This is a genomic window from Ktedonobacter robiniae (assembly GCF_016587375.1).
GTDB lineage: Bacteria > Chloroflexota > Ktedonobacteria > Ktedonobacterales > Ktedonobacteraceae > Ktedonobacter > Ktedonobacter robiniae.
Window position 1 is genome coordinate 4,800,271 of record NZ_BNJG01000001.1, and the last position, 24,544, is coordinate 4,824,814.

A 24,544-nucleotide genomic window follows, 5' to 3' on the forward strand; every position below is an offset into this window, starting at 1 on the left:
TTTCGGGTAGTATGTGTGATGCATGCCAGCCATTGGCTGGCATGCATCACACATACTACCCAGGCGAGCGCCGCAGGCGCGAGAGCCATGAAGCTTTGCTATTTCGTATAGACGAAGCGTTTGCCATGTGTTGGCAGGTGGCAGGAGATGTGTGGATGAAAGGTGCGAATGTAGTCAACAAAGAAGCCTACGCGCCCGGTATTGGCGGCAAACATCTCATAGTGGGTCGGAATGACGCAATCTATGCCAGCGGCGGCAGCCAGGTCTGCGGCCTCGCGTTCATCCAGATTGCCTACGAGTTGCTGTTGCTCGCGGAAGTAGTTGCGTCCGTTGATGGGGAGCAGGGCCAGGTCAATTGCATGGGAACGTAAGTGTGCGGCCATGCTATCATAAACAAGCGTATCCCCGGGATGATACAGGCACACGCCATCGAGGTCCAGGACATAACCCAGGTAGCGATACTGCCCCTCGCTCTCCTCAAAGCCAAAGTTGTAGATTGCAGGTGGGCATTGAATTGCGTGTACAGCGGGAACAGGCCTGAGCCGGCAGGTTCCTAGCATATGCTCTTCGCCAGGCTGGACACCAAGAATGCGCTCGCTCTCTATCCCCGTTTCAGTGAGTTGCCCGATGATAGGACGAGGAACGACCAAGCGGAGCTGTGGCTGGCGCTGAGCCAGCGCTTGCAGGGCGGGGAGATCCAGGTGGTCCAGGTGCTCGTGTGTGCAGAGCACAAAGTCAATCTCTGGCGCGGTCGTGGCGCTAAAAGGAGGAACGACCAGCCGTCCCTCATGCTCTGAGAGGAAGGGGTCAATAAGCATGGTCAAAGAAGCACTTTTGATGGCAAAGCCTGCCTGTCCCAGCCACCATAGGGCGATACTTCGGGTTGGTAGTTTTTCTGTAGCGCTTATCTCCTGAGCGCAAGTATGTGGATAGGTTTCCATAAAAAAAACTCCTCCTGGGATGCTTCCAACTTTATGGCTGGTAGATAGGTACAGTCCAGGTCTCTAGCATCTGGTGCTGTGTCTCTTGAGGAGAGATACCAGCCATACTAATTATTTTACTTCGAAAAATTTCTAATTGGATATGCATAGTGTAGATGATAAAAGCGGATCTGATCCGTACCGAAATTATTCCCGTAACGCATGGTCTACAGAAGCTTTGTGCCAGGATCTATGATGCTGCGCATATTCGTCGCCACATACCCTTTCTTGAATGCTAATATTTGCATTTATGAATAAAGAGCGTTACACTTGAGCCATGATAGCTGACCTTTTTTAGAAAAGAGAGACACAATGCAGCAATGGTTGTTTGTAGATGCGGATGATACGCTCTGGGAGAATAACATCTATTTTGAAGAGGCCATCCATCGTTTTATTGAGTTCCTTGCCCATAGTAGCATGCAGGTGCATGAAGTTCGCGCCGTACTCAACGAGGTCGAGCATACTGCTGGATATGGCTCTAAAAACTTTGCGCGTAGTCTGGTAGAGACCTATCATCGCCTTGTTGAGCGGGAAGTGAGGGACGAGGACCTGGACTATGTCAGGCGCCTGGGCGAGGAGATTGCGCACCATCCCCTGCAAATTCTAGAGGGTGTTGAAGAGACTCTCAAAGAACTCGCGCAGAAGCATCACCTTGTCCTTCTGACCAAGGGGGAGCGCGAGGAGCAGCAACTGAAGGTTGAGCGCTCTGGCCTGGAGTCTTACTTCCAGCGTATTGTGGTCGTAGAAGAGAAAAACACCCGCACCTATGAACTCCTGACACAGGAGTTTCAATGTCCTCTCGCGGATACCTGGATGATTGGGAACTCTCCTAAATCTGATATTAATCCCGCGTTAGAGGCGGGCCTGAATGCCGTCTTCATTCCTCATGAGCATACCTGGGTTCTTGAGCACCAGGAGTTGCGCGAGTCGGGACCAGGCCAGTTGCTGATCCTGGACACCTTTGCCGATCTGCGCGCACACTTCTAAGCAGTTCCAGGCAGAGCCTAACTACAAAGGAGCCACCAGAGGGAACAGGCTGTATGTATCAGCTAAGCCTCTAGTGGCTCCTTTGCTGTCTGTTCTTTAGAGGCATGCTAATTCTATATCCACCTTTTGAACGCTTTATCATGGAAAATGCTTGACAAGAAAAATAGCAATAAGCTATAATGTATATAGCTAAAAGTTATTATTAGCAAGAGATGAGAGTGCATCATACGGCAAGGCCGCAATTGCGGCAAGTGTTGGCGTCCATTGAGACGCAAAAGAAGGTCGTCAGGATTGGCTCAGTTCATGAAATGCGACGTTTCTTACACAAGCATGGCTCGTAACTGGCGAGCGAACATGCTATTATATGGGTGTTTGCTGTCTCTTTAAATATGTTCTTTGATATTTATGGTTGTGGCGCGTCTTCACTAGTATGATGGAGGATATGCGTATGTACTCGCGCCAGAAGAGAGTTCATTGGTCTTATTGGCTTGGGGCGGGCCTGTTGCTTGCCTGTGCCCTGGTGTTCCAATTTGGCACAGGTTCATCGGTTGTCCTGGCAGAGACCAGGGCCACTGCCCATGTTGACCGGGTGGTTCTCAATAGCGATATTAATGCATCTTCGTTGCGCCTCCTTTCGCGGGCCATAGAGAGTGCCTCAAGTGATGGAGCGCGTGCGCTCGTGGTCGAGGTGGATTCTCCGGGGGGCGACCTGGATTCCATGAAGGCGATGACACAGAAGATCCTTGCCAGCACGGTCCCGGTGGTGGCCTATGTGGCGCCCGCGGGTGGACGAGCGGCTTCAGCGGCGGCGTTTGTCACCCTGTCGGCGCAAATCGCGGCTATGTCTCCTACGACGCGTATCGGCGCAGCCAGCCCGGTGACGAGCACTGGTGGCGATATTGAGAGCACCTTGAAGGCCAAGATCACCAACGATCTTGTCGCCTCGATGACCAGTATTCAGCAGCGTTATGGGCGTAATGTCTCCCTGGCCGTGCGGATGGTGACCAATGCCAGTTCCTACGATGATGCGACCGCGATTCGCTCCCACATCGTGGACCTGGGCGCCCCCAACCTGAACAGCTTACTGACGAGCATTGATGGGCGGCAGGTGCGTCTAAATAATGGGCAGCAGGTGCGCTTGCAGACGGCGAATGTCGGCATCCAGGATGTGAGTGAGACGCCCGCCGATGTGTTCTACAATTTTCTCCTTGATCCAACGGTCATTTTCTTCCTGTTCCTGGTCGCTATGCTGGGAGTGTACCTGGAGGTATCCCATCCGGGCGCGATCGTGCCTGGTGTGACTGGCGCCATTGCCTTACTGCTTTTCCTGTTTGGAGCAGGCTCACTTGCGCCAAACTGGGCTGGCTTGGCGTTGATGCTTCTGGCCTTTGTGTTGCTTGTGCTGGATGTGCGTCTCCCAACGCATGGCGCGCTGACCATTGGAGCTGTGGTCTCGCTGATTGTGGGCTCGCTGATTTTCTTCAACAGTGGCGGCTCATATAATGCAGCCTACCTCAACCCGTGGATCATTTACGGCGCGGGCGTGGTGGTTGGTTTGATGGGCCTGAGCATCGTCGCGTACGCTGTGCGAGTGCGTCGAGCACCGGTACGAAGTGGCCAGGAGGCGATGTATGGCGCGAAGGCTGTGGCCTTAACACCGCTACAGCCTGAGGGACGTGTTAGCTATCAGGGCGAGAATTGGGCTGCGTTCCTGGATGTCCCGGATCTGGCGGTAGATAGTGGTACGGAGCTTGAGATTGTTGCAGTGGAAGGGCTACGTTTGCGCGTTCGCCCCCTGGTAGCTCCTGGTGTGGATACTGGTAAGATTGCTCCACCTCTTGAGTAAAGAGGTAACTTCATACATCTATTCGTTGTTTTTACATATGCATGAATGTCTACAAAGTAGACCGTTGGAATGAGCAGGCTCGTTTCAGCGCGTGCAGGAGGTTTTTTATGGATGCCTTACTTGGCTTTGGCACATTCCTCATTATCTTCGTTATCATCGTGGTGGTGATCTTAGTGCTCTCTGGCCTGCGTGTGGTGCAGGAGTATGAGCGTGGTGTCGTCTTTGTCCTGGGTAAGTCGACAGGGGCGAAGGGCCCAGGCGTCTTCTGGGTGCCTCCATTCATCTCGCGTATGATAAAGGTGGATCTGCGTATTGTGACCTTGAACGTACCCGCTCAAGAGGTGATTACGCGTGATAACATCACGATTAAAGTCACAGCGGTTGTCTATTTTTATGTGGTAAATCCTGAGGCTGCGGTCATTCGCGTCTTGAACTTTATCCAGGCAACCACCCAGATTGGGCAAACAACCTTACGTAACGTACTAGGTCAGTCTGAATTGGATGAGTTGCTTGCCCAGCGCAACAAGATCAACCAGGAGTTACAGAGCATTATCGACGAGCATACCGAAAGTTGGGGTGTGAAAGTCACGGCGGTCGAGATTAAGGATATCGAGTTGCCAGCGACGATGCAGCGCGCGATGGCCAAACAGGCCGAGGCCGAGCGCGAAAAGCGCGCGAAGATCATTCACGCTGGCGGTGAGCTGCAAGCCTCTGCACAACTGGCTCAGGCAGCTGGTGTCATCGGTTCGCAGCCCGGCGCCTTGCAGTTGCGCTACCTACAAACCTTGACGGAGATTGCGGTTGAGAAAAACTCGACCATTATCTTCCCGCTTCCCATGGACCTGATCGAGCCACTGTTGCAAACAGCACGTCGCGATAGCGCCAATGGGCAGGCGAATGTCGAGGTTCCTCGCTATACACCGCCCACTCCCGCCCGTCCGCAGACGCCACCGGCACCAACTCAGCAGCCCCGCCATCCTCAAGAGTAGGTGGCATAGAAAAACGCGAGCAGGGACACACATATACATGCGTGTGTCTCTGCTCGTGCGTACGTAAATGCGGCTCACACTAGATGGCCTAGAGGTGAGGAGAGGAGTTATTCTCTCCCTGTTTCGCGCGGAGGTACTCAGCGCAGGCGCGATAGGTTTCCTCTGAGATGAGCCCCCTCGACATATAGTGATTAAGCATCACATCTAGCTTTAAAATACTCATCAGGTTGTAGCCATGACGACGTAGGCGCTCAGCGGCGCCATGCTCGCGGTCTACGAGGACAATAACGTCTTTGACCGCCAGGCCATTTTCTTGCAGTAGGGATGCCGTCTCTACAATGCTACTGCCCTGGGTGACGAGATCGTCGATGATGAGGGCGGTATCACCCTTAGTAAAACGGCCCTCGATGCCCCGGTTCCCGGTTCCTTCCGGGCGAATACGAGCATAGATAAGCGGTGTGTTGTTTTCAAGGGAGTATGCGGTTGCCAGGAGAAGGCCGCCAACCGGCACACCTGCCACAACATTAAAGGGATGGACCCGCGAACGGCGTAGTGATTGTGCCAGTTGAATCTCTTGCTGCATCAGTTTGCTGGCAACGCGAAGGGCGGTTGGATGACTGATTAAAACCTTGGGATTGACGAAGACCGGCGAACTGACCGCGGACTCGCTCACGGTAAAGTTGCCAAATTGAACGCCCCCCAGGTCGAAGAGAATCTGTGCCAACCAGAGATTATCCAAAGACTGCTCTTTTGCCACCTTAGCACTGCGGCGCAGTAGCTCTCTTTCAGAAGAGAGATGCACCGCCTCCTTTCTTTGCTCTAAACTCTCTGATGCATATGAAAACAAGCGAACATATGAGAAATGGAACCCTTCTTTTACGCGAAACCTGCATGCTCGCTTGCATCAGATAAGAAGGATGCGCTATTTCAGTATATCATAGTTCCTGAGTTGATAGCTAGGCAGGGGAGAAGGGCTTCTCAAACGTTCACCTTCTGGCCCTTTGGGTTCTATGCAAGGTTGTCGATTATGGTTAGGAGAGAAGGGTAAGTGTGCGCCAGGTGCTGCAACCCCCTTTCAGTCTGCTCCTGTACCATATTTATGCAGGGCGAGGGCGAGGGATGGCGAGGAAAAAACCGCGAAACAATGCTATAATATGCGCATAACATGACGCGATCGCTCTCTGTATACACCTCAGGATGCCATCTGTGTCGAGCATTTAGAAGAGAGACCTTCGTAGCGTGCGTGGAAGCGTAGAAGGTCTCGTTGTTCTCCATATTCAAAGAAATATAATTTAGGTGAGACTACATGCCTATTGTAAGTGTTATTCAATTGGGAAAATCCTTTGGTGCCGAGCGTATCTTCTCTCAGCTCAATTTTCAGATTGATCCCCTGGATCGTATTGGCCTGGTTGGCCCCAATGGTGCGGGAAAATCTACCTTGATGAATATCCTGGCCGGTCTTGAGGAGCCAGATGAAGGGACTGTGGCGGTCGGACGTACTATCCGTATGGGCTATCTCACGCAGATCTCTGCTTTTGACCCAGATAATACACTGCATGCCGAGATGCTGACAGTATTTGCGCAAATTCAGGAGTGGGAGCGCGAACTCAGCGACCTGGCTACCCAGATGGCGGCCCCCGATGCTCAGCAGGATCACGCGCTCTATGAAGGTATGCTCGCTCGCTATGCTGAGCTGCAAACGCGTTTTGAGCATGCTGGCGGGTATACCTACGAGAATCGCGTAGCGCAGGTACTTGATGGCCTGGGCTTTACACGCGAGCAGCAGCACGCACCATTTAAGCATTTGAGTGGTGGCCAGCAGACGCGAGCCTCGCTAGGTAAGCTTCTGTTGCAGGAGCCAGATGTCTTGCTGCTGGACGAGCCAACCAACCACCTGGATCTGGATGCCCTGGAGTGGTTAGAGACCTACCTCTCCACCTGGAAGGGCGCGATTGTCATCGTGGCCCATGATCGCTACTTCCTGGATAAGATTGTCACGCGTACAATTGAGTTGGCGTTCGGGCGTATTGAGGAATATCCAGGCAACTACACCAAGTACCTGGAGCTGCGCGAGGAGCGTATGGAGCGCCGTCTGCGTGAATACGAAGCGCAGCAAGCCTACATTGCGCATACAGAAGAGTTCATTCGGCGTTATAAAGCGGGCCAGCGCAGTAAAGAGGCGCGTGGTCGCCAGACCTTGCTGAATCGTATGGAGCGCGTTGAGCGACCGCAAGATTTCCAGACGATGAACTTTAAGTTCTCACCTGTGGTAGACAGTGGCACAATTGTGTTTTCTACGCGTAAGCTCTTGATCGGCTATGGAGTGCGTGCGCGCCAGGATGTTCCCGCAGCGCAGGAACCGAAGGTGCTTGTGCAGGTGGCCGATGTTGAGTTTATGCGCGGCGACCGTGTTGGCTTGCTTGGTCCCAATGGTTCAGGGAAGACGACCCTCTTGCGCACCTTAACTGGCGAGCTCTCTCCGGTTGGTGGCCAGCTCCAGCTCGGACACAATGTGCGGGTGGGCTATTATTCCCAGACACACGAAGGGCTAAATATGGAGCGGACTATCCTGGACGAAATCCGCCAGGTGAGCGCCTTGAGCGAGGAGGGTGCGCGCACCTTCCTGGGACGTTTCCTCTTTTCAAATGATGATGTCTTCAAGCAGATCGGTTCCTTGAGCGGCGGTGAGCGCAGCCGCGTTGCCCTGGCCAAATTAACCCTCCAAGGTTCCAACTTCTTGATCCTTGACGAACCAACCAACCACCTGGATCTGCAATCGCGACAATTTCTCGAAGAGGTGCTCAGCGACTACGATGGAACTCTACTGTTTGTCTCGCACGATCGCTACTTTGTAGATCGTCTGGCGACAAAAGTCTGGTCCATTGAACAAGGGGTCCTGATTCCCTACATGGGCAACTACACGGAATACCGCACCTTCAAGCGGCCCCTGGTCCTTGATGTGCCCCAGCCACTACTGGCGCCAGCCGCAAAGAAGCAAGTGACAGAGCCAGAGCCAAAAAGCGCGAGCCCGGCTCGGCCTGCTGGCAAGAAGGGGAAAGGGAAGGTCAAGACGCGCACCATCGAGGATGTCGAGAAAGACATCGAGAAGGCAGAGACGCGGGTAAAGACTCTGGAAGAAGAGCTGTCTGAAGCAGCATTACAGGCAGATGCGGCGCGACTTACCACGTTAAATGAAGCCTACGAACAGGCGAAAACGCAGGTGGAGGAGCTCTTAGCCGAATGGGAGCAGCTGGCCGATGTTGCCAGTTAAGAATAGTTTGCCTGTAATAAAAAGCGCGATGCTGAGCATCGCGCTTTTTATTACAGGCAAACTATTCTTAGCCGCGTTTGCGTAGGCGATTGATCAGTCCCGCAATATAGCCGATGATGGCCAGGAAGAGGGCTAGCGTGCTCAGGATGGGCAAAGCAATCGCGAAGAAAATGGTTGGCTCAAGCAGCGAGGGATGCGTTTTAAAGAAACTGATAAGGCGTGTCTCGCCGAATTTATAGGCTCCTCCCACAATGACGAAGCCTACGAGGCTGAAGAGCAGCGTCGTGAACACGCTCTTAAGGCCATGGCGGAAGGCGCCAAGGAAGGCATGCACACATAAGAGTCCTAGACCAATACTGGCGATAAGCAGGCCAAGAGGCGCCGGTAGCTTTGGAACGAGAAGGAGAGCCAGCCCACCAATGGCGAGAAGTGTGCCCAGGAATTGCAGAGCGAGACTCCCCAGGAATCTTCCGGGGGAGAGGTGGTCGCGGCCTCTTTGCTCAGAGGCGTCATGGGACTTTTGCCGTTAGAGCTCTGGGCTGAGGCCAGGCTGGCCATGATATTGGTTTTGATCCCATAGGTCTCAGGATTATTGGGGTTGAGTTCCAGGGAGCGTTCTATGGCGACCAGGGCTGCCTGGTACTGACCACTGTTATTGAGCAGGACGGCACGCATGCTCCAACCAAGCGCGTTATTGGCATCAACCTGGATTAACTGGTCGACGGCCGTGAAGGCTTCGCGGGTGCGACCCAGCGAGCCGAGCAGTTGGCATTTGAGCGTCAGGGCTTCAACATTTGTTGGCTGCACCTGCAAGGCTTGTTCAAGTAGTTGCAGCGCGTAGGGTTGATTATTTTGTTGCAGTTGTTGTTGGGCCTGCGCTACTAACTGCGCGCTCTGTTGCTCTTTTTGCGCATTGGCATTGAGCTGCTGAGGAGGACCAGGAGGGGGAGCAACCTGGGTCGCAGTCGCAGTGCCAAAGTTGCCGGTAGTGGTATGCAGGGGTTGGTGTGCAGGTGATGAGCCTGCGGCGGCACGAACAGGCTCTATGGCTTGAGGGGTTGATTCTCCTGACAGCAGGAAGGGGGCCTGGAGTTGGCCAATCGCGATGATTTTATGCTGCTCATCCAGGTTTTGGGCCAGGACGCTCTGGAGCTGTTGGAAGGTAATATTCCCGCTCTGTGGGTCTCTGGCGGGGCCACAGAGGCCCGCGATCATGCGGTGAGCGAAAATGCCCAGGCCTTGTTCTCCGCGCTCCTCACCAAACTCATTGCCGCGACAGGAGAAGGTAAGCAGGTGTTTAGTTGGTTGCAGGCTGCCTGAGAGGGTGCGCCCAAGCAGGGGCGTAAAATCGAAGGGTGAGGTCCGGCGCATACTCCAGAGCTGCCCAGTCTGATAGCAGTCGAAGACGAACACAAGCTGTGAGGCGCGACATTGGGGTAAAATCTGGCGTATCAGGGTCCCCAGGTGGAGTGCAGTCTGTGTATTCTGCATCTGTGTGTTTGCCAGGGCTAGGTAGCCATCACCGGTTCGCTCATCCACGAAGGCCTGCCCGGCAAAATAGAGCAGGACCTGGTCGCCGGGTGCCGCAAGCTGTGTACACATTTGTGACACGAGTGATTTAAATAATTCATGCGTAACATGCTGACCCTGGATCAACTGCACATCACCGGGTGACCACTTTCCACCCTGATTATTCACAAGCCACTGCGCAAGCGCGCGTGCGTCGTTCTCCGCGTAGCGCAATGGTCGAAAAGCGGGGTCTTGAAACGTATTTATGCCAGCAATGAGGCCCAACCGCCTACTCATCTATACTCCTTGATTATCCTGTGTATTTGGTCTGGCTATTGGGTTATTGTACGATATGAATTATGGAGAGTGTAAGAAACAAGCAATAACAAGTACTTTTGGGAGAGCGTCTGCGTCGGAGCGCTACTGAAGGCGCGGCGTTCATCGGTGAGGGTGTATGCGTGTCTGCCATCGACGGGCGCTGCTCTCGCGTGCTTTGCTCTTGTCTTATGTCTATCTTAGCATGCCGAAAGGGAGATGCCAATGCCATATATATTGGGCCTGACGGGAAACATTGCCTGTGGCAAAACTTCCGTGGGTCAGATGCTGCTCGCTTCAGGTGCGCAGCGCTATATTGATGCTGATGCTGTCGTACATCGACTCTATGAAAAAGACCAGCCCATTGCGCGCCAGGTCGCCGCCGACTTTGGTAACAGTGTGCTGAGTCCTAACGGCGATGTGGACCGTAAGGCCCTGGGAGCTATTGTGTTTTCTGATATAGAGGCCATGAAGCGCCTGGAGGCAATTGTGCATCCAGCGGTGAGTCGCGCGCTACAGGCTGAATTACAGCAGGTGGGTGAGAAGGATATCGTGGTGCTCGACGCGGTAAAGCTACTTGAAGGTGGCTCGGGCGCACTGTGCCAGGCAAAATGGCTGGTTGTCTGTACGCAAGAGCAGCAGCTACGCCGCTTGATCCAGCGGAACGCGCTGAGTGAGGAGGATGCCTGGGCACGTTTGCGTGCGCAAGCGCCAGTTGAGCCGAGGAAGAAGCTGGTGGATGTTGTGATTGATAACAGTGGAACGCTTGAGGAGACGCGCAAACAGGTAGAGGCAGCTTTCACACATTTTTGTGAGCAATTTGTATATTAAGGGACCCTGATAGGTGGTGTGGTGCGCCTGGGCAACCGAAGGTTGCCCAGGCGCACCACACCACCTATCAGGGCGAGCTTGCGAGCCGAGACGCAAGAGCATAGAAGCCGTTTGAGCAGTCCCAGGAGACAAAAGAAGGTATATTGACAGAAAACATTCTACTACGTATAATCGTCGCAACCTTAGCTTAGTTTCGTTTGGAGGACATTTCTCCAGGTAAGCGAGTGTTAATCGCTTACATGGTTTTCATAAGGGGAAATGGTTTTTCGGAGGGAAAAGATTGGGGGACCTGAAAGTTCTGGTGAGATTTACGGTTTGAAGAACGTAATTCTTATCAAAGAGGTCACTGGAGCCGATCTATGACCAGTCGTTTTTTATCATCTGCCTGGCGTAGAATGCTTGCTTCCATTGTGTCCTACTTCCATAGTTCTCGATGTGGCATGAAGGATAAGTGCTATTTCTAAGGAGGCTAACGTGCGTATGCAAAAGCGTTGGACACGGATGTGTGCCCTGGCGTTGGGCGTTCCGCTGTTGCTGGCAATCCTGGCGGCTTGCGGCCCCGGCACTGCTACCACAGGCTCAAACGGTGGTGGTTCTGGCTCAACCATCATCAAAGTGGCAACCGACTTTCCCGCCTCTGGTCAGGATACCGCCAATGGTAAACCTGCTCAGAACGGCGCAGAATTGGCAGTTAATGAGTCCAAGAATTTAATCCCCGGTTACACACTGCAATTTGTGCCCAAGGACGACGTGGGCGCGCAGGGTGTTAATGATCCAGATACCGGTAAAAAGAATGTGACCGAACTGATCGGTGATGCGCTGGTTGCTGGCATTGTTGGCCCCTTCAATAGCGCGGTCGCCCAGGCTGAGATGCCGGTCGCGAACGAGGCCCCCATTGTCCTTATCAGTCCCTCCAATACCAACCAGTGCTTGACCCAGGAAGGTGCCGCCGTTGGTTGTACCGGTGCGCAGGACAAGGTTCCCACACTGCGTCCCACTAATAAAGTGACTTACTTCCGCCTGGCCACTACCGATGACCACCAGGGTAGTGTGATCGCTGACTTCCTCTTCCAGAAGAAGGGTTTGAAGAAGGCCTATGTGGTCGATGATACAACTGTCTATGGTGTCGGTATCGCCAATGTCTTCGTCCAGGAATGGCAGAAGCTGGGTGGCACCATCGTAGGCAATCGCGAGAGCAAGCAGAAGAGCAATGACTACGGCGGTACCGTCGCCAATGTCAAAGCCGCCAATCCCGATGTCGTCTTCTATGGTGGTACCGATAGCCAGGGTGGCACACAGTTGCGCCAGCAGTTGCTGAACGACTCCGGTACCGCGAACCTGGCCTTTGCTGGTGGTGATGGTATCGTGACCACCGCCTTCGCCCAGGCCATCGGCACCAAGGGTGGCGCAACCTATGGCACCGTCGCGAAGGTTAACGAGACTGTGCTCCCCGCTGCCAAGAGCTTTATCGACAACTATGACAAAGCCTATGGCGCGGACCAGTACGGTGCCTATAGCGCGGGTGGCTATGACTGCATGAAGGTGCTGCTCAATGCCATTAAGAGCGCCATTGATAGCGGGGCCAAGACACCAAAGGACTCCAACGATTCCGCCGGTGCCAAGACCTTCCGCCAGGCCGTCATCGACGCGATGATGAAGACCGACTACAATGGTATCACTGGCCACCATACCTTTGATAAGAATGGTGATACTACCAACAAGGTCATCTCCATCTACCAGGTCGCCGACGTCAACAGCAAACCTGACTTCAAGTTTATTGATCAGATTGCTGCGAAATAAGAGCAGGCGCATATGTCAGGAGGAGTAGAGGATGCTCTGCTCCTTCACTCTTGCAACGAAGCTTGGACAAGGCGCAATCGGCTACCCAAGGATGTAGGTAGCTATGAACGACGCTGGGGGAGTCAGCGACAGGTGTTGATCTGTGGCTACTCCTCCTTTGCTATTGAGGGTTACTCCCTGAAGGCGTGTGCCTCTCTTTGACAAAGACGGAGAAAAGACGTACATGATACACTTTTTTCAAGTCCTGACGATTGGCCTGGTGGCGGGCGCGATTTATGCCCTGATCGCGCTAGGATACACCATGGTCTATGGTATTATTGAGCTGATCAACTTCGCGCATGGCGATATCTTCATGATCGGCTCGATGCTTGCTATTGCGGCGTTGACTTTGATGGGCGTGACTGGAAGCTCTCACCCCACTGGACTCGCGTTGGCAGGCTTATTGATTGTATCGTGCCTCTTTGCTATGCTTGGCTGCGCGGTGTTGGGCGTATTAATCGAGCGTATTGCCTACCGGCCCCTACGCAATGCTCCCCGCTTAGCCCCGCTGATCTCGGCTATTGGTGTTTCCTTGATCCTTGAGGATATTGGCAAGCTCTGGAATGGCATTAACTTTGTTCGCTTTCCACAAATCTTCCCTCGCTATGACTACTGCCTCTGGCCTATCTCGCTCGATTCTGTCTTTCCTCCTCATGTGACCTGTCTTGCCAGGCCTGCGGATACCGTTATTATCACAAGCAATAACCTGCTCGACATCATTATGGCGGTTGTGCTGATGATTGCGTTGCAGTGGCTGGTGTCTCGCACGAAACTAGGGCGCGCCATGCGTGCAGTTGCTCAGGATCGCGAGGCCGCAGCTTTAATGGGCGTGAATGTCGACCGCGTCATTTCAATGACCTTCTTTATTGGCGCGGCGTTGGCTGGTGCAGCAGGCTTTATCTATGGCTTGCAGTATGGCAACACCATTTATTCTATTGGCTTCGATTATGGCCTGGTTGCCTTTATTGCCGCGGTCCTGGGTGGTATCGGCAATATTCGAGGCGCCATGCTTGGCGGCCTTTTTATCGGCGTTATCGAGGCGATGACGTCCTTTATCCCTGACTCCAATGTCTATGGCTTTGGCCTTCCCCATGGTGGTGGAGCCTGGACGCGTGCCGTTATCTTCGCCATCTTGATCCTGATCCTGGTGTTTCGTCCCTCGGGCTTGTTGGGTCAGCAAACACCTGAAAAGGTCTAGATAGAGACTAGAAATGCTCTTGCTGTCTTCCTATTCTCTTATGAGGTGAGGTTATGTTGTCTGCTCGTATGCTTCTTCCTCCACCCGAGACACGAAAGTTGTTGCTCAAGTGGGTTATCGCGCTTCTCATCCCGCTTGCGGTGTTTACCTTTGTCTGGAGTGGCGAAGGCATTATCAACAACGTCTTTTTGAGCTATGTCTCTCCGGGGGAGGCTATACTTCCGTTCGCAGATTGGCCCTCGCTGATCGAGGCCACTGTCTTTATCGGGCTCTTATACCTGACGATTATCGCGCTGGTAGGCTATCTGGTCGCTGCTGATAGTGGACGCCGTGGCATGAGTGAGCTCTGGATCGATATGCTCTTCCAGGTGGTGGCTCCCCTGCTGCTGGTCCAGGCCCTGGGCCTGATTATGGGAATGGCTGCCAGCATCATCGTCTGGGGCCTCTATGCCTTTGGACGCACTAGGATTCGCCAGGCGCTCAAATATGTGCCTCCAGCCCCTCAGGCCAGTCTGGATATCCTGACCGAGGAGGGGCGTGCGCAGCGCGTGCAGCAGGCTACTACGGCGGGCCTCTGGTTTGCCCTCGCTTTTGCTCTTGTCTCTCTGGTGCTCGATATTGTCTACTACATCGCTGGCTCTATTCCCAATACATTGTTGATATGGATTGTTGCGCGCACGCTCTTGCTGCCAGTGGCAGGCTATTTCCTGGGTCGTCTTGGTGGTAGGCTCGCGATGCGCCGGGCGCTTCAGGCCAGCGGGAATGGCACGAATGGGAATGGTGCGGCCAAACGCACTGAGCGCCAGATTGCCGCCCTCTCTCTCTCGCGGGCGAAGGAGAAAATTCGCGAGATTGTGCCCACTGACCTGCCACTGCTGAGCCAGGGGGCGCAACGCTTCTATATCCTGTTGATTATAGCGTTCGCGCTCTTCTATCCCGTGTTGGACCCGCTCCTGTTTGGCTACGGTACGGATGGACGCCTGGCAGCATACGGCGATGCTGGGTACTATGTGATCCTGGCGCTGGGCTTGAATATCGTGGTTGGTTTCGCGGGTCTGCTGGACCTGGGCTATGTCGCATTCTTCGCCATTGGTTCCTATGTTTGGGGCTTCTTTGGCTCTACTCAGTTTCAGATCGTGACGGGCATTACGATTGCGCCAACCACCTGGGCCTGGCTCTTCTGGCCCATGGTCATTGTGGCGGCCCTGATCGCGGCCCTGTGGGGTGTGATTCTGGGTGCGCCTACCCTGCGCCTGCGCGGTGACTACCTGGCGATTGTGACACTGGGCTTTGGTGAGATTGTTCCGGTGATCTTTAAAGAACTGGATAAGTACACCAATGGCATCAATGGTATCGTCGGTGTCTACTCGCCAGCTTTCCCAGGGGTGAACTGGACCTCGATTACCGCGGGTCCCTATTACTACCTGATCCTGGCTCTGATTGCCCTGTGCGTCTTCGCCAATTTGCGCCTGCGTGACTCACGCCTGGGACGCGCCTGGATCGCCATTCGCGAAGATGAGATTGCCGCCTCTTCCTCTGGTATTAACCTGGTAAACACCAAACTGCTCGCCTTTGGCGCGGGCGCCTTCTTCTCTGGTATCGCGGGCGCCTATCACGCTGCCAAACTGGGAACGGTCTCGCCTGATAACTTCAATTTCAGCGACTCGATCATCTACCTGGCCATGGTGGTCATTGGTGGTCTGGGGAGCATTCCAGGTGTGGTCGTTGGCGCTATCGCCGTCTACGCGATCAATCTGCAAATCCTGGGGCAGCTCGATACGCTAGCGGCCGATCCCAACAATTTTCTGCATGTGTTCAAAACGCTTCCCAACTTTGCTTTTAGTAATATTCGCGGCTTGATCTTTGGCGTCATTCTGGTCCTGATCGTGATATATCGGCCAGAGGGATTGATTCCAAGTGCGCGTCGTAGGCGCGAGTTGCACCATGAGGAGGAGAAAATCCCAGAGGCAGATGCCGGAGATGCCCTGGAGGTTCCTCCGGGCACAACCGATTTTGAAGAAGGCGTGCGTGTTGAATAAGTCAGTAGCAGGAGCATGAGGATGAGTGAAATGCAAGCAGAACGTGTTGAAGGCACGCCCTCTGAGCCTGTGACAGGCGAAGCCTTGCTGGCGTTGAAGAACGTCACCAAGGCCTTTGGTGGCCTGACTGCCGTAGGCGACCTTGACCTGTTTGTGCGGCCTGGGGAAATTGTAAGTGTGATTGGCCCCAATGGTGCTGGCAAAACGACCGTGTTTAACCTGATTACCGGGATCTATCGGCCAACAAAGGGCGAGATTACCCTGGATGGGACGTCTATTGTGGGTCTGAACCCAGACCAGGTGCTGGTGCGTGGTATCGCTCGTACCTTCCAGAACATTCGCCTCTTCAATAACATGACAGTGCTGGAGAATGTCCTGGTGGGGCAGCATACGCAACTGAAGGCCAGTGTCCTGGGTTCGCTTTTTCGCACGCCGCGTGTGCGCCAGGAAGAAGAGGCGGCACGCGAACGGGCTATAGATCTGCTGAGCTTCTTTGGCTCCTCCCTGGTGGATCGGCAAGATGAGTATGTTATTAACCTCTCCTATGCGGAGCGCAGGCGTGTTGAGATCGCGCGCGCTCTGGCGGCGAAGCCTAAGCTCTTACTGTTGGACGAGCCGACGGCTGGCATGAACGAGGCCGAGACATTGGAGGCGGTGGGCTATGTCCGGCGCCTGCGCGAAGAATTGGGCCTGGCGATTCTCTTGATCGAGCATAAACTGGCGGTCACGATGGGCATCTCAGATCGTATTGTCGTGCTCGATTATGGACGCAAGATCGCCGAGGGCCTCCCCGAAGAGGTGCGCCGCAATAAGAAGGTTATTGCCGCGTACCTGGGGCAGTCCGCTGAGGAGCCAGAACAGACAGAAGAGCACGAGGTCAAGTAGGATGTTACAACTCAGCAATGTCAATACATTTTATGGTCCCAGCCAGGTGCTCCACGAGGTGTCCCTGGAGGTGCAGAAAGGCGAGATCGTCTGTCTGCTAGGCGCGAACGCGGCGGGCAAGACCACGACCATGAAAACCATTTTTGGCCTGGTGCGTCCACGCGGTGGCTCTATCCTCTTCGATGGCAAGCCTATCGAGCGCCGTTTGACGGGCAATATTGTCGCCTCTGGCCTGGCGTTAGTTCCTGAGGCCAGGCGCATCTTCCCGCGCATGTCGGTACTGGAGAACCTGGAGATGGGAGCATACACGCGCAAGAGTCGCGCGGAGCTTAGCCAGGATTTGGAGCATGTGTGCGATATCTTTCCTCGTCTGAGGGAGCGCCTGAAGCAGGCGGCAGGCACGATGTCGGGTGGCGAGCAGCAGATGCTGGCCATGGCACGCGCCCTGATGTCGCATCCACGTATGATTTGTATGGACGAGCCCTCGATGGGACTCTCGCCCATTATGGTGGAGACTGTCTTTGAGACGGTCCAGCGCATCCGTAACGAAGGTGTGACCGTCTTCCTGGTTGAGCAGAATGCCTCCATGGCCTTGAAACTGGCGGACCGTGGGTATGTCTTGCAGACAGGCAAGATTGTGCTTAGCGATACGGCCGCCAACCTTTTGACCAACGACCTGGTGCGCCAGGCCTACCTGGGCGGTGCCTAGTCGCCACTGACCAGAGGGGGACAACGCTACAAAAGGACGCGTCTACATATCATGGTACGGGGCATCTCGTACTATGATATGTAGACGCGTCCTTTTGTAGCGCCGCTATGCCTTGGCGTCGCGGTAAATTAACTGAAAGGTGGATCGTTTTTGCGCTGAAGGGTGGAACTTGACGCTTCGGTGCCTGGAAAAACCGCTTCCCATCAGGTATTGAAACCGATCTTTGAAAGTATAGCGAATTCTTGACAATCATTGAGTAGCATAGTATGATTTGAGCATGAAACTCAGTGATTACGCGAAACAACAAGGGGTCCGCTATGAGACAGCCTGGCGTTGGTTCCGGGACGGGAAAATCCAGGGGCGGCGCGTAGGGGCTCACACGATTCTCATCGACGAGCCAACCAGGGTGTCAGTCCCCTCATCGAAGCCTCAAACCGTGGTCTACACGCGGGTGTCTTCCGCAGAAAACAAGACCAACCTGGACAGTCAAGCTGAGCGGTTGGTTGCCTACTGCGCTGCCCGTGGCTATCAAGTGGGCAAAGTTGTCAAGGAAATTGGCTCTGGCGTCAATGACAATCGGCCGAAGTTTCTGGCTCTCTTGGCCGATCCAAGTGTGGGCCGTATCGTCATTGAACACAAGGACCGGGGGACCCGCTTCGGGTTCCGTTACATCGAGACCCTGCTTCAAACCTATGGGCGTGAGATCGAGGTCGTCAATCAGGCCGACAATGGCACAGAAGACCTGCTCTCAGACCTCACCAGCATCGTGTACTCGTTCTGCGCCCGGCTCTATGGGCAACGGCGTGCCAAACGCAAAACAGAGCGTCTTGTGCAGGAATTGGAGGCCGACCGTGCACCTGGTTGAAAAGCACATCATTCTTCGGAGTGATCCACGCTATGCCACGCTTGACGCGGCCTGTTTTGCTTCCAAAAATCTCTACAATACGGCGCTGTATGAGATCCGTCAGGCCTTCATCTTTGAGGGAAAACACCTCAACTACAATGAAATGGATCGGCGGATGCAGTCGCATGAAGCGTACAAAGCACTGCCTGCGAAAGTGGCCCAACAGGTATTGCTGCTGCTCGAACGCAACTGGAAATCCTTCTTTGAAGCGCTCGATGCCTACAAGCGCGATCCCTCAAAATTTCGCCGACGCCCCCAATTCCCCAAATACAAGCACAAAACGACAGGCCGCAACGTACTCATCTACACGATGCAGGCCGTAAGCCGCAGCAAACGGACCCTTGGACGACACCTCATTCAGCCTTCGGGACTGGGCATCCAGATCAAAACCCAACAAGATCCCAAGGCGATCACTCAGGTCCGTGTGGTTCCCAAACACGGTTTTGTCGTCGTTGAGATCATTTATGAACAGGAGCCGAGCCGCTCCGCCGTCGATCCCGCGCTCATCGCTGGCATCGATCCTGGTCTGGAAAATCTGATCGCACTAACTTCAAATAAACCGGGTTTTGTCCCGGTCGTCGTTAACGGGCGCGGTCTGAAAAGTACGAATCAGTTCTACAACAAGCGGCGAGCAGAACTCCAACAAGCTCTTGGTCGTCCTGGAAACACCCGGCGCATGGAGCGCTTGACTCTCTGGCGCAATCGGCGGATTGAGCATGATCTGCACACCATCTCGCGTTTTGTGATTGATGTGCTGGTGGCTGAGGGGATCGGAACGCTCGTGATTGGTCGCAACGTGGGCTGGAAACAGGAGATCAACCTGGGGAAACGGACAAATCAGAACTTTGTTCAGGTGCCTCATGCCCAGTTCATCCAGATGCTCACCTACAAAGCTGAGCAAAAAGGCATCCAGGTGATCCTCACCGAAGAAAGCTACACCAGCAAGGCCAGTTTCCTGGATCGCGATCCTTTGCCGATCTACCAGCAAAGCCAGGAGCATGCGCCTGTTTTCAGCGGCAAACGGATCACACGGAGGCTCTATCGGGCATCCAATGGCCAACTCATTCACGCCGATTGCAACGGGTCCTATAACATCATCAGAAAAGCAGCTCCTGATGCCTTCGGGTCGGAGGGAGTAGAGGATGGGGAGCGCAGGGTTCATCTGCCGGTAGTCCATCCCGTGAGGCTGTCATTCCCTCACAAACCCGCTCGCGAGAAAATCCTGGCCTCTGTCAGGATTCGCTAGTCACGACGGAACTATACATTCCACTGAATAGGTAATTTGCGCTCCTCATCAAGGGCTGACAATCCGAAGGAACGGCATGGTTTCCGAAGCTCAAAAATGGGCCAGTTCTTTTCCACTTTTATTGTATCACCTCCTGTCTACTCGCACACTGCCTTTTTGGACGATTTTTTTTGGCGTTCCTTCCCGTATACTCAGGCGGAAGCGACGCCACCTCTGGCACACCCGCAGTGAAAGCTCTCCTTTGAGCAAAGATACCTCTTGTGTGTGTGCTGAAATCAGCACATGCCTCATCAGGCGTGTGCCAAACCCTCGTCGTGTGCGAGAAAGGGGGCCTTACGTGCCGTCACCGCTTAATGGGGCTGTACCGGGCTAGTACCATACTCCGGTAAAACGTTTTAGCCCGAAGGATGTCATCAAAATTATCAAAGAAGGATTTGCCAGAGGAGGTAAACATATGAGTTCCTATGTGCTTGGTTTTCAGGACATTGACCAAACAAAACTCATGGTTGTTGGGGGGAAAGGCGCGAACCTGGGGGAACTATCCAAGATTGAAGGAATACGCGTACCATATGGCTTTTGTATTTCTACTGAAGCCTTTAAAAGCATCATTGGGGAAACGCCGTCGATTCACGAATTACTTGATCAGTTATCGCTTCTAAAGGTGGAAGACCAGGATAAAATCAGTGAACTTAGCGGTGAGATTCGCAGGGTCATCGAAGGGATCGCCATCCCTCAAGACTTTCATGAAGAGATCACCCGCCTCCTCACCAGGCTTGGAGAAAAAAAAGCCTATGCAGTACGATCCAGCGCAACTGCAGAGGATTTACCGACTGCCTCCTTTGCAGGCCAGCAGGATACGTATTTGAACATTATCGGAAAGGAAGCAATCCTCAAGCATATCAGCAAGTGCTGGGCATCTCTATTTACCGAGAGGGCAATAACCTACCGCCTGCAAAACGGCTTCGACCACCGTAAAGTCCATCTGTCTGTGGTTGTTCAGAAGATGGTCTTCCCGCAGGCGGCGGGGATTTTGTTTACTGCCGATCCCGTCACTTCTCATAGGAAGGTATTATCCATTGATGCCAGCTTCGGACTTGGTGAGGCCCTGGTCTCCGGGCTGGTAAATGCGGATAGCTATAAAGTACGTAACGGCAAGATTATCGATAAGAAGATATCCACCAAGAAGCTGGCTATGTATGCCTTAAAAGATGGCGGTACGAAAGAACAGGAGATTGAGACTGAGAGGCAGAATAGGCAAGCGCTGACGGATGAGCAGATTTTGCAGCTTGAGCGCATAGGCAGAAAGATCGAAGAACATTTCGGTTGCCCCCAGGACATAGAATGGTGTTTGGTTGATGAGACATTTTCTATTGTCCAGAGTCGGCCAATCACTACTTTATACCCCATCCCTGAAGCGAATGATCAAGAAAATCACGTTTATCTATCTGTCGGTCATCAACAAATGATGACCGACCCCATGAAACCATTGGGATTGTCTTTATGGCAGTTAACAGCTGCCCGACCCATGTATAAAGCTGGTGGAAGGTTGTTTGTTGATGTCACACAACAACTGGCTTCACCTGCCAGCAGACAAAACTTATTACATGGCATGGGACAACACGATCCGCTCCTAAAAGACGCACTCATGACCATCATAGAGCGAGGAGATTTTATAAAATCGTTACCAAATGATGAAAAAGGACTGAACCACAGTAAAAGCAATAAAGTTATATCGTCTGCGGGTTTTCAACCGCAAATCGAAAACGATCCGACCATCGTTTCTGATTTGATCAAGAGGAGTCAAACATCGATAGAAGAGGTAAAACAGACTATCCAAACGAAATCAGGGTCAGATTTATGTGATTTTATCCTGGAGGATATCCAGCGATTAAAGAAGATCTTATTTGATCCACAAAGTTCGGCTGTGTTTATGCCTGCTATGAATGCTTCATTATGGATCAATGAAAAAATGGAGGAGTGGTTAGGTGAAAAAAACGCAGCGGATACGCTTTCTCAATCTGTACCAAACAATATTACTTCGGAAATGGGCCTGGCGCTATTGGATGTCGCAGATGTAATTCGTCCTTATCCAGAAGTGATTGCGTATTTACAACAGGTAAAGGATGAGAACTTTTTGGATGAACTGGTGAAGTTTGATGGTGGGCAGGAAACCCGAGACGCTCTCTCTACTTTTCTTCACAAATACGGAATGCGATGTGCCGGGGAAATCGATATTACGAGACCTCGTTGGAGCGAGAAACCAACTGCACTGGTTCCCCTGATACTTAGTAACATCAAAAACTTTGAACCAGGTGAAAGCAAGCGGAGATTTGAGCAGGGGCGGCAGGAAGCTTTGAGAAAAGAACAGGAGTTATTATATCGATTGAAGCAATTACCGGATGGTGAACAAAAAGCCAAAGAGACAAAACGAATGATCAGCCTCATGCGAAATTTTATCGGTTATCGTGAATATCCAAAATACGGCATGATTAATCGCTACTTCGTTTATAAGCAGGTTTTACTGAAAGAAGCCGAACAACTTGTACAAGCCAACGTTATTCATGAAAAAGAAGATATATACTATCTCACTTTTCAAGAACTTCGCGAAGTCGTACGCACAAATAAACTAGATTACCAGATCATCAGCAAACGAAAAGACGAGTACAAATTCTATGAAAAACTCACTCCCCCACGTGTTATCACGTCTGATGGTGAAATCATTGCAGGTGAGTACAAACGAGAAAATCTCCCAGCCGAAGCTATTGTAGGTCTACCTGTTTCTTCCGGAGTTATAGAGGGACGAGCACGTGTCATCTTAAATATGGAAGATGCTGATCTGGAAGAAGGAGATATATTAGTCACCTCCTTTACTGACCCTAGCTGGACACCCCTGTTTGTATCCATAAAAGGCCTGGTCACCGAAGTTGGTGGACTGATGACCCATGGAGCAGTTATCGCACGTGAATATGGCTTACCAGCAGTTGTCGGAGTGGAAAGTGCTACCAAACTGATAAAAGATGGGGAACGAATTCGCGTGAATGGAACAGAAGGCTATGTAGAAATCTTCTAATGCAAAGTGGTTCGGCGCTGCCGTCAGCTGAGCGCGCAGTCGTGGCCCGTGATATTCCTACAGCTATGAAGAGTGAATCGAGGGAGGTGATGTTCCACCACCTCCCTCGATCGTGCCATCGGAACTGATACTGTGAACGTGGGTAGCCGTTTGAGAATGCCTGACTGCCCGGAGCGTTCGGGTTATTTACAATATTCTCTGCTGATACCCTAGATGGGGAGCGGCTTTTCCAGGCATCGAAGCGTAAATTCCACCTTTTAGTTAATTTACCATGTCGAGCTTCTGGTGCAGTTCTTTGATCTGTTGGATGACATCGTCTAGTGTACGCACATTGAGCTCCTCCATGTCCTCGCGCAGCGTCTCCAGCCGCTCAAGAAGCTCCATGTCGTCGTATTCTTCCTCATCAAAATCTTCTTCAAAGCTCTCATCCTGGTGTTTATTCATCTATGCTATCTCCTTCCTTCGTATTGTTTTCCTTGTCCTGTTTAAAACAAGAAGGAGGTATTTGGGTCCTGGTAGGTCCAGCCGGGCTGGCTAATCGCGCCCGTTGCGACCAGGGTAGGCACCCCTTGTAGACCTCCATCAGGTGTCAGGGATACAGTATAAAGACCCTCTCCCTGGGCTAGGCGTTTCCCCTGCCAGGAGAGACGCTGCTGCGTCAGGAAGAGGAAATGCTGGCTATCGGCTGCCCAGGGACTATTGGGCAAGGGCTGGAGCAGCGCTTTGCTATCGGCCGCGTTTCCTAACTGGCCCTTCTCTGTATCAGCGGTGCTGCTCAGGAGGGTCTGGGTACGTTGATGGGCGACATCTATCAGTATCAGGCTGTGTGGACTATTGAGCAAGAGAAAGCGGCCATCAGGCGACCAGGAGGGCGTGCTCTCTTGATCGGCATGGAAGCTGAATGCATGTCGCTGGTTGAGAGGTAAAATAGTAAACGAGGTACCGGTTGTATAGAGAATCGCGTTGCCATCGGGACTCCAGGCAAACTGGGTGCAGGCACAGGTTGCCAGCACGCGTTGCTCTCCCTTTAGAGAGTGCAATATCAATTGTACCTGTGCCGGGTGTCCAGAAGATGCGGGCTGAGAGTCCATGCTTTGCGCATATAGCAGACTCGTATCCTGGTGTTGTGGTTGCCAGAGCACGCGTTCGAGTCCAGCAGGAAGGGGATGCCCAGTGAGTTCCTGGTTGGTGAGCACGCGTTGTTGTGTGCCAGCCAGGGTTGTGGTGAAGAGTCCTTTATCAGCAATTCCCGCGACAAGATCATTCGTATAGCCGAAAGAAGGGAACGCATAGCTGGTGGGGAAGATTTTGGCGGCGATCCCACCGGGCTGATCGTTTTGGGTGAGCCACCAGGTGGCATTGCCAGCCTGAAAAGTATCGCCTACACTCGTTTGGCGGAGCAGGAGGCGATTCCCAGATGGATTCCAGGTGGCATTGCTATAGCGTGCGTTGGTGTTTGAGAAGGCGACAACTATGGGCGTGCCACCATCGATTCCAACGGTACTGACGGCGCCAGGGGCATCCTGTATTATGCCACCTAGCCTCTGCTCTGCCAGGACACTTCTGGCTGCCGGGGTAAGTGCGAAGTCCGTATCGAGCGTGCGAAAGGCCACAATCTGATGATTGGGCGACCAGCTATACCCGATGACTGGCACATCTTGTTTGGCGATGGCGAAGCTATTGGCGCCATTGGCGTCAACCGTCCAGAGTTGTCCATCTTTGAGATAGCCAATGATCTTTGTTCCATCATGCCCAGGTTGGCAGGCGATGAGGAGCAGGCTAGCCAGCAGTAGCAGGAGGGCGAGAAGCGCCAGATCTTGTCGTTTCATGCTTGCAGTATATGCGCCACGGGCCGCGTGGTCAAGAGCGTTTTAACCAGGGCTTACAGTTACTTCTGAGATGTGCTATGCTTCTTTTTGGTAGTCA

At 53.0% G+C, this 24,544-nt stretch carries 19 protein-coding genes; 13 read left to right on the forward strand and 6 right to left on the reverse strand.

Going from position 1 to position 24,544, the window contains the following annotated elements:
- Window positions 1–98 precede the first annotated feature (98 nt).
- Window positions 99–941, reverse strand: coding sequence for an MBL fold metallo-hydrolase (locus JMJ04_RS20160; protein ID WP_201372216.1), 843 nt, complete (start codon window positions 939–941; stop codon window positions 99–101).
- Between the two features lie 351 nt (window positions 942–1,292).
- Here JMJ04_RS20160 and JMJ04_RS20165 point away from each other — a divergent pair, with 351 nt between their 5' ends.
- The 3 genes from JMJ04_RS20165 to JMJ04_RS20175 all read left to right on the forward strand — a co-directional run bounded on the left by JMJ04_RS20165 (window position 1,293) and on the right by JMJ04_RS20175 (window position 4,802).
- Window positions 1,293–1,967 carry an HAD family hydrolase gene (locus JMJ04_RS20165; RefSeq protein ID WP_201372217.1) on the forward strand — a complete coding sequence of 225 codons (675 nt, stop codon included), beginning with the start codon at window positions 1,293–1,295 and terminating at the stop codon, window positions 1,965–1,967.
- Between the two features lie 448 nt (window positions 1,968–2,415).
- Complete coding sequence (locus JMJ04_RS20170) at window positions 2,416–3,813, forward strand: NfeD family protein (RefSeq protein ID WP_201372218.1); 1,398 nt, start codon at window positions 2,416–2,418, stop codon at window positions 3,811–3,813.
- 107 nt (window positions 3,814–3,920) lie between these two features.
- Complete coding sequence (locus JMJ04_RS20175; RefSeq protein WP_201372219.1) at window positions 3,921–4,802, forward strand: slipin family protein; 882 nt, start codon at window positions 3,921–3,923, stop codon at window positions 4,800–4,802.
- An 88-nt stretch (window positions 4,803–4,890) separates the two neighbouring features.
- Here the strand turns inward: JMJ04_RS20175 and JMJ04_RS20180 are convergent, their stop codons facing one another.
- Window positions 4,891–5,541 carry an orotate phosphoribosyltransferase gene (locus JMJ04_RS20180; protein WP_236038093.1) on the reverse strand — a complete coding sequence of 217 codons (651 nt, stop codon included), beginning with the start codon at window positions 5,539–5,541 and terminating at the stop codon, window positions 4,891–4,893.
- A gap of 567 nt (window positions 5,542–6,108) precedes the next feature.
- Between JMJ04_RS20180 and JMJ04_RS20185 the strand changes: the two genes are divergently transcribed.
- Window positions 6,109–8,073 (forward strand): ABC-F family ATP-binding cassette domain-containing protein, encoded by a 1,965-nt coding sequence (locus tag JMJ04_RS20185; protein WP_201372221.1) that lies wholly within the window; start codon window positions 6,109–6,111, stop codon window positions 8,071–8,073.
- Window positions 8,074–8,140: 67 nt separating this feature from the next.
- Here the strand turns inward: JMJ04_RS20185 and JMJ04_RS20190 are convergent, their stop codons facing one another.
- Together JMJ04_RS20190 and JMJ04_RS20195 are read right to left on the reverse strand one after the other, a co-directional pair.
- Window positions 8,141–8,407, reverse strand: coding sequence for a hypothetical protein (locus tag JMJ04_RS20190; protein WP_201372222.1), 267 nt, complete (start codon window positions 8,405–8,407; stop codon window positions 8,141–8,143).
- 11 nt (window positions 8,408–8,418) lie between these two features.
- Complete coding sequence (locus JMJ04_RS20195) at window positions 8,419–9,879, reverse strand: tetratricopeptide repeat protein (RefSeq protein WP_201372223.1); 1,461 nt, start codon at window positions 9,877–9,879, stop codon at window positions 8,419–8,421.
- Window positions 9,880–10,122: 243 nt separating this feature from the next.
- Between JMJ04_RS20195 and coaE the strand changes: the two genes are divergently transcribed.
- The 9 genes from coaE (at window position 10,123) to ppsA (ending at window position 22,618) form a co-directional block, all read left to right on the forward strand.
- Window positions 10,123–10,728 carry a dephospho-CoA kinase gene (gene coaE / locus JMJ04_RS20200; RefSeq protein ID WP_201372224.1) on the forward strand — a complete coding sequence of 202 codons (606 nt, stop codon included), beginning with the start codon at window positions 10,123–10,125 and terminating at the stop codon, window positions 10,726–10,728.
- Window positions 10,729–11,208: 480 nt separating this feature from the next.
- Window positions 11,209–12,528: a branched-chain amino acid ABC transporter substrate-binding protein gene (locus tag JMJ04_RS20205; protein WP_201372225.1), complete on the forward strand. Its 1,320-nt coding sequence runs from the start codon at window positions 11,209–11,211 to the stop codon at window positions 12,526–12,528.
- A gap of 223 nt (window positions 12,529–12,751) precedes the next feature.
- Window positions 12,752–13,765, forward strand: coding sequence for a branched-chain amino acid ABC transporter permease (locus JMJ04_RS20210; RefSeq protein ID WP_201372226.1), 1,014 nt, complete (start codon window positions 12,752–12,754; stop codon window positions 13,763–13,765).
- 53 nt (window positions 13,766–13,818) lie between these two features.
- A complete protein-coding gene (locus tag JMJ04_RS20215) occupies window positions 13,819–15,804 on the forward strand; it encodes a branched-chain amino acid ABC transporter permease (protein ID WP_201372227.1) in 1,986 nt (661 codons plus the stop codon).
- 21 nt (window positions 15,805–15,825) lie between these two features.
- Window positions 15,826–16,689 (forward strand): ABC transporter ATP-binding protein, encoded by an 864-nt coding sequence (locus JMJ04_RS20220; protein WP_201372228.1) that lies wholly within the window; start codon window positions 15,826–15,828, stop codon window positions 16,687–16,689.
- A gap of 1 nt (window position 16,690) precedes the next feature.
- Entirely contained in the window at window positions 16,691–17,398 is a 708-nt protein-coding gene (locus JMJ04_RS20225; protein ID WP_201372229.1) for an ABC transporter ATP-binding protein, read from the forward strand.
- Window positions 17,399–17,675: 277 nt separating this feature from the next.
- The gene (locus tag JMJ04_RS20230; RefSeq protein WP_201370004.1) at window positions 17,676–18,263 is read left to right on the forward strand and encodes an IS607 family transposase; all 588 of its coding nucleotides are present in this window, start codon (window positions 17,676–17,678) and stop codon (window positions 18,261–18,263) included.
- A complete protein-coding gene (locus tag JMJ04_RS20235; RefSeq protein ID WP_201369097.1) occupies window positions 18,250–19,548 on the forward strand; it encodes an RNA-guided endonuclease InsQ/TnpB family protein in 1,299 nt (432 codons plus the stop codon). The genes JMJ04_RS20230 and JMJ04_RS20235 overlap by 14 nt, the downstream gene beginning before the upstream one ends.
- Window positions 19,549–20,002: 454 nt before the next feature.
- Window positions 20,003–22,618: a phosphoenolpyruvate synthase gene (gene ppsA, locus JMJ04_RS20240; RefSeq protein ID WP_201372230.1), complete on the forward strand. Its 2,616-nt coding sequence runs from the start codon at window positions 20,003–20,005 to the stop codon at window positions 22,616–22,618.
- A gap of 261 nt (window positions 22,619–22,879) precedes the next feature.
- Here the strand turns inward: ppsA and JMJ04_RS20245 are convergent, their stop codons facing one another.
- Both JMJ04_RS20245 and JMJ04_RS20250 read right to left on the reverse strand, forming a co-directional pair.
- Complete coding sequence (locus tag JMJ04_RS20245; RefSeq protein WP_201372231.1) at window positions 22,880–23,062, reverse strand: hypothetical protein; 183 nt, start codon at window positions 23,060–23,062, stop codon at window positions 22,880–22,882.
- A 41-nt stretch (window positions 23,063–23,103) separates the two neighbouring features.
- Window positions 23,104–24,447 (reverse strand): PD40 domain-containing protein, encoded by a 1,344-nt coding sequence (locus tag JMJ04_RS20250; RefSeq protein WP_201372232.1) that lies wholly within the window; start codon window positions 24,445–24,447, stop codon window positions 23,104–23,106.
- Window positions 24,448–24,544 lie beyond the last annotated feature (97 nt).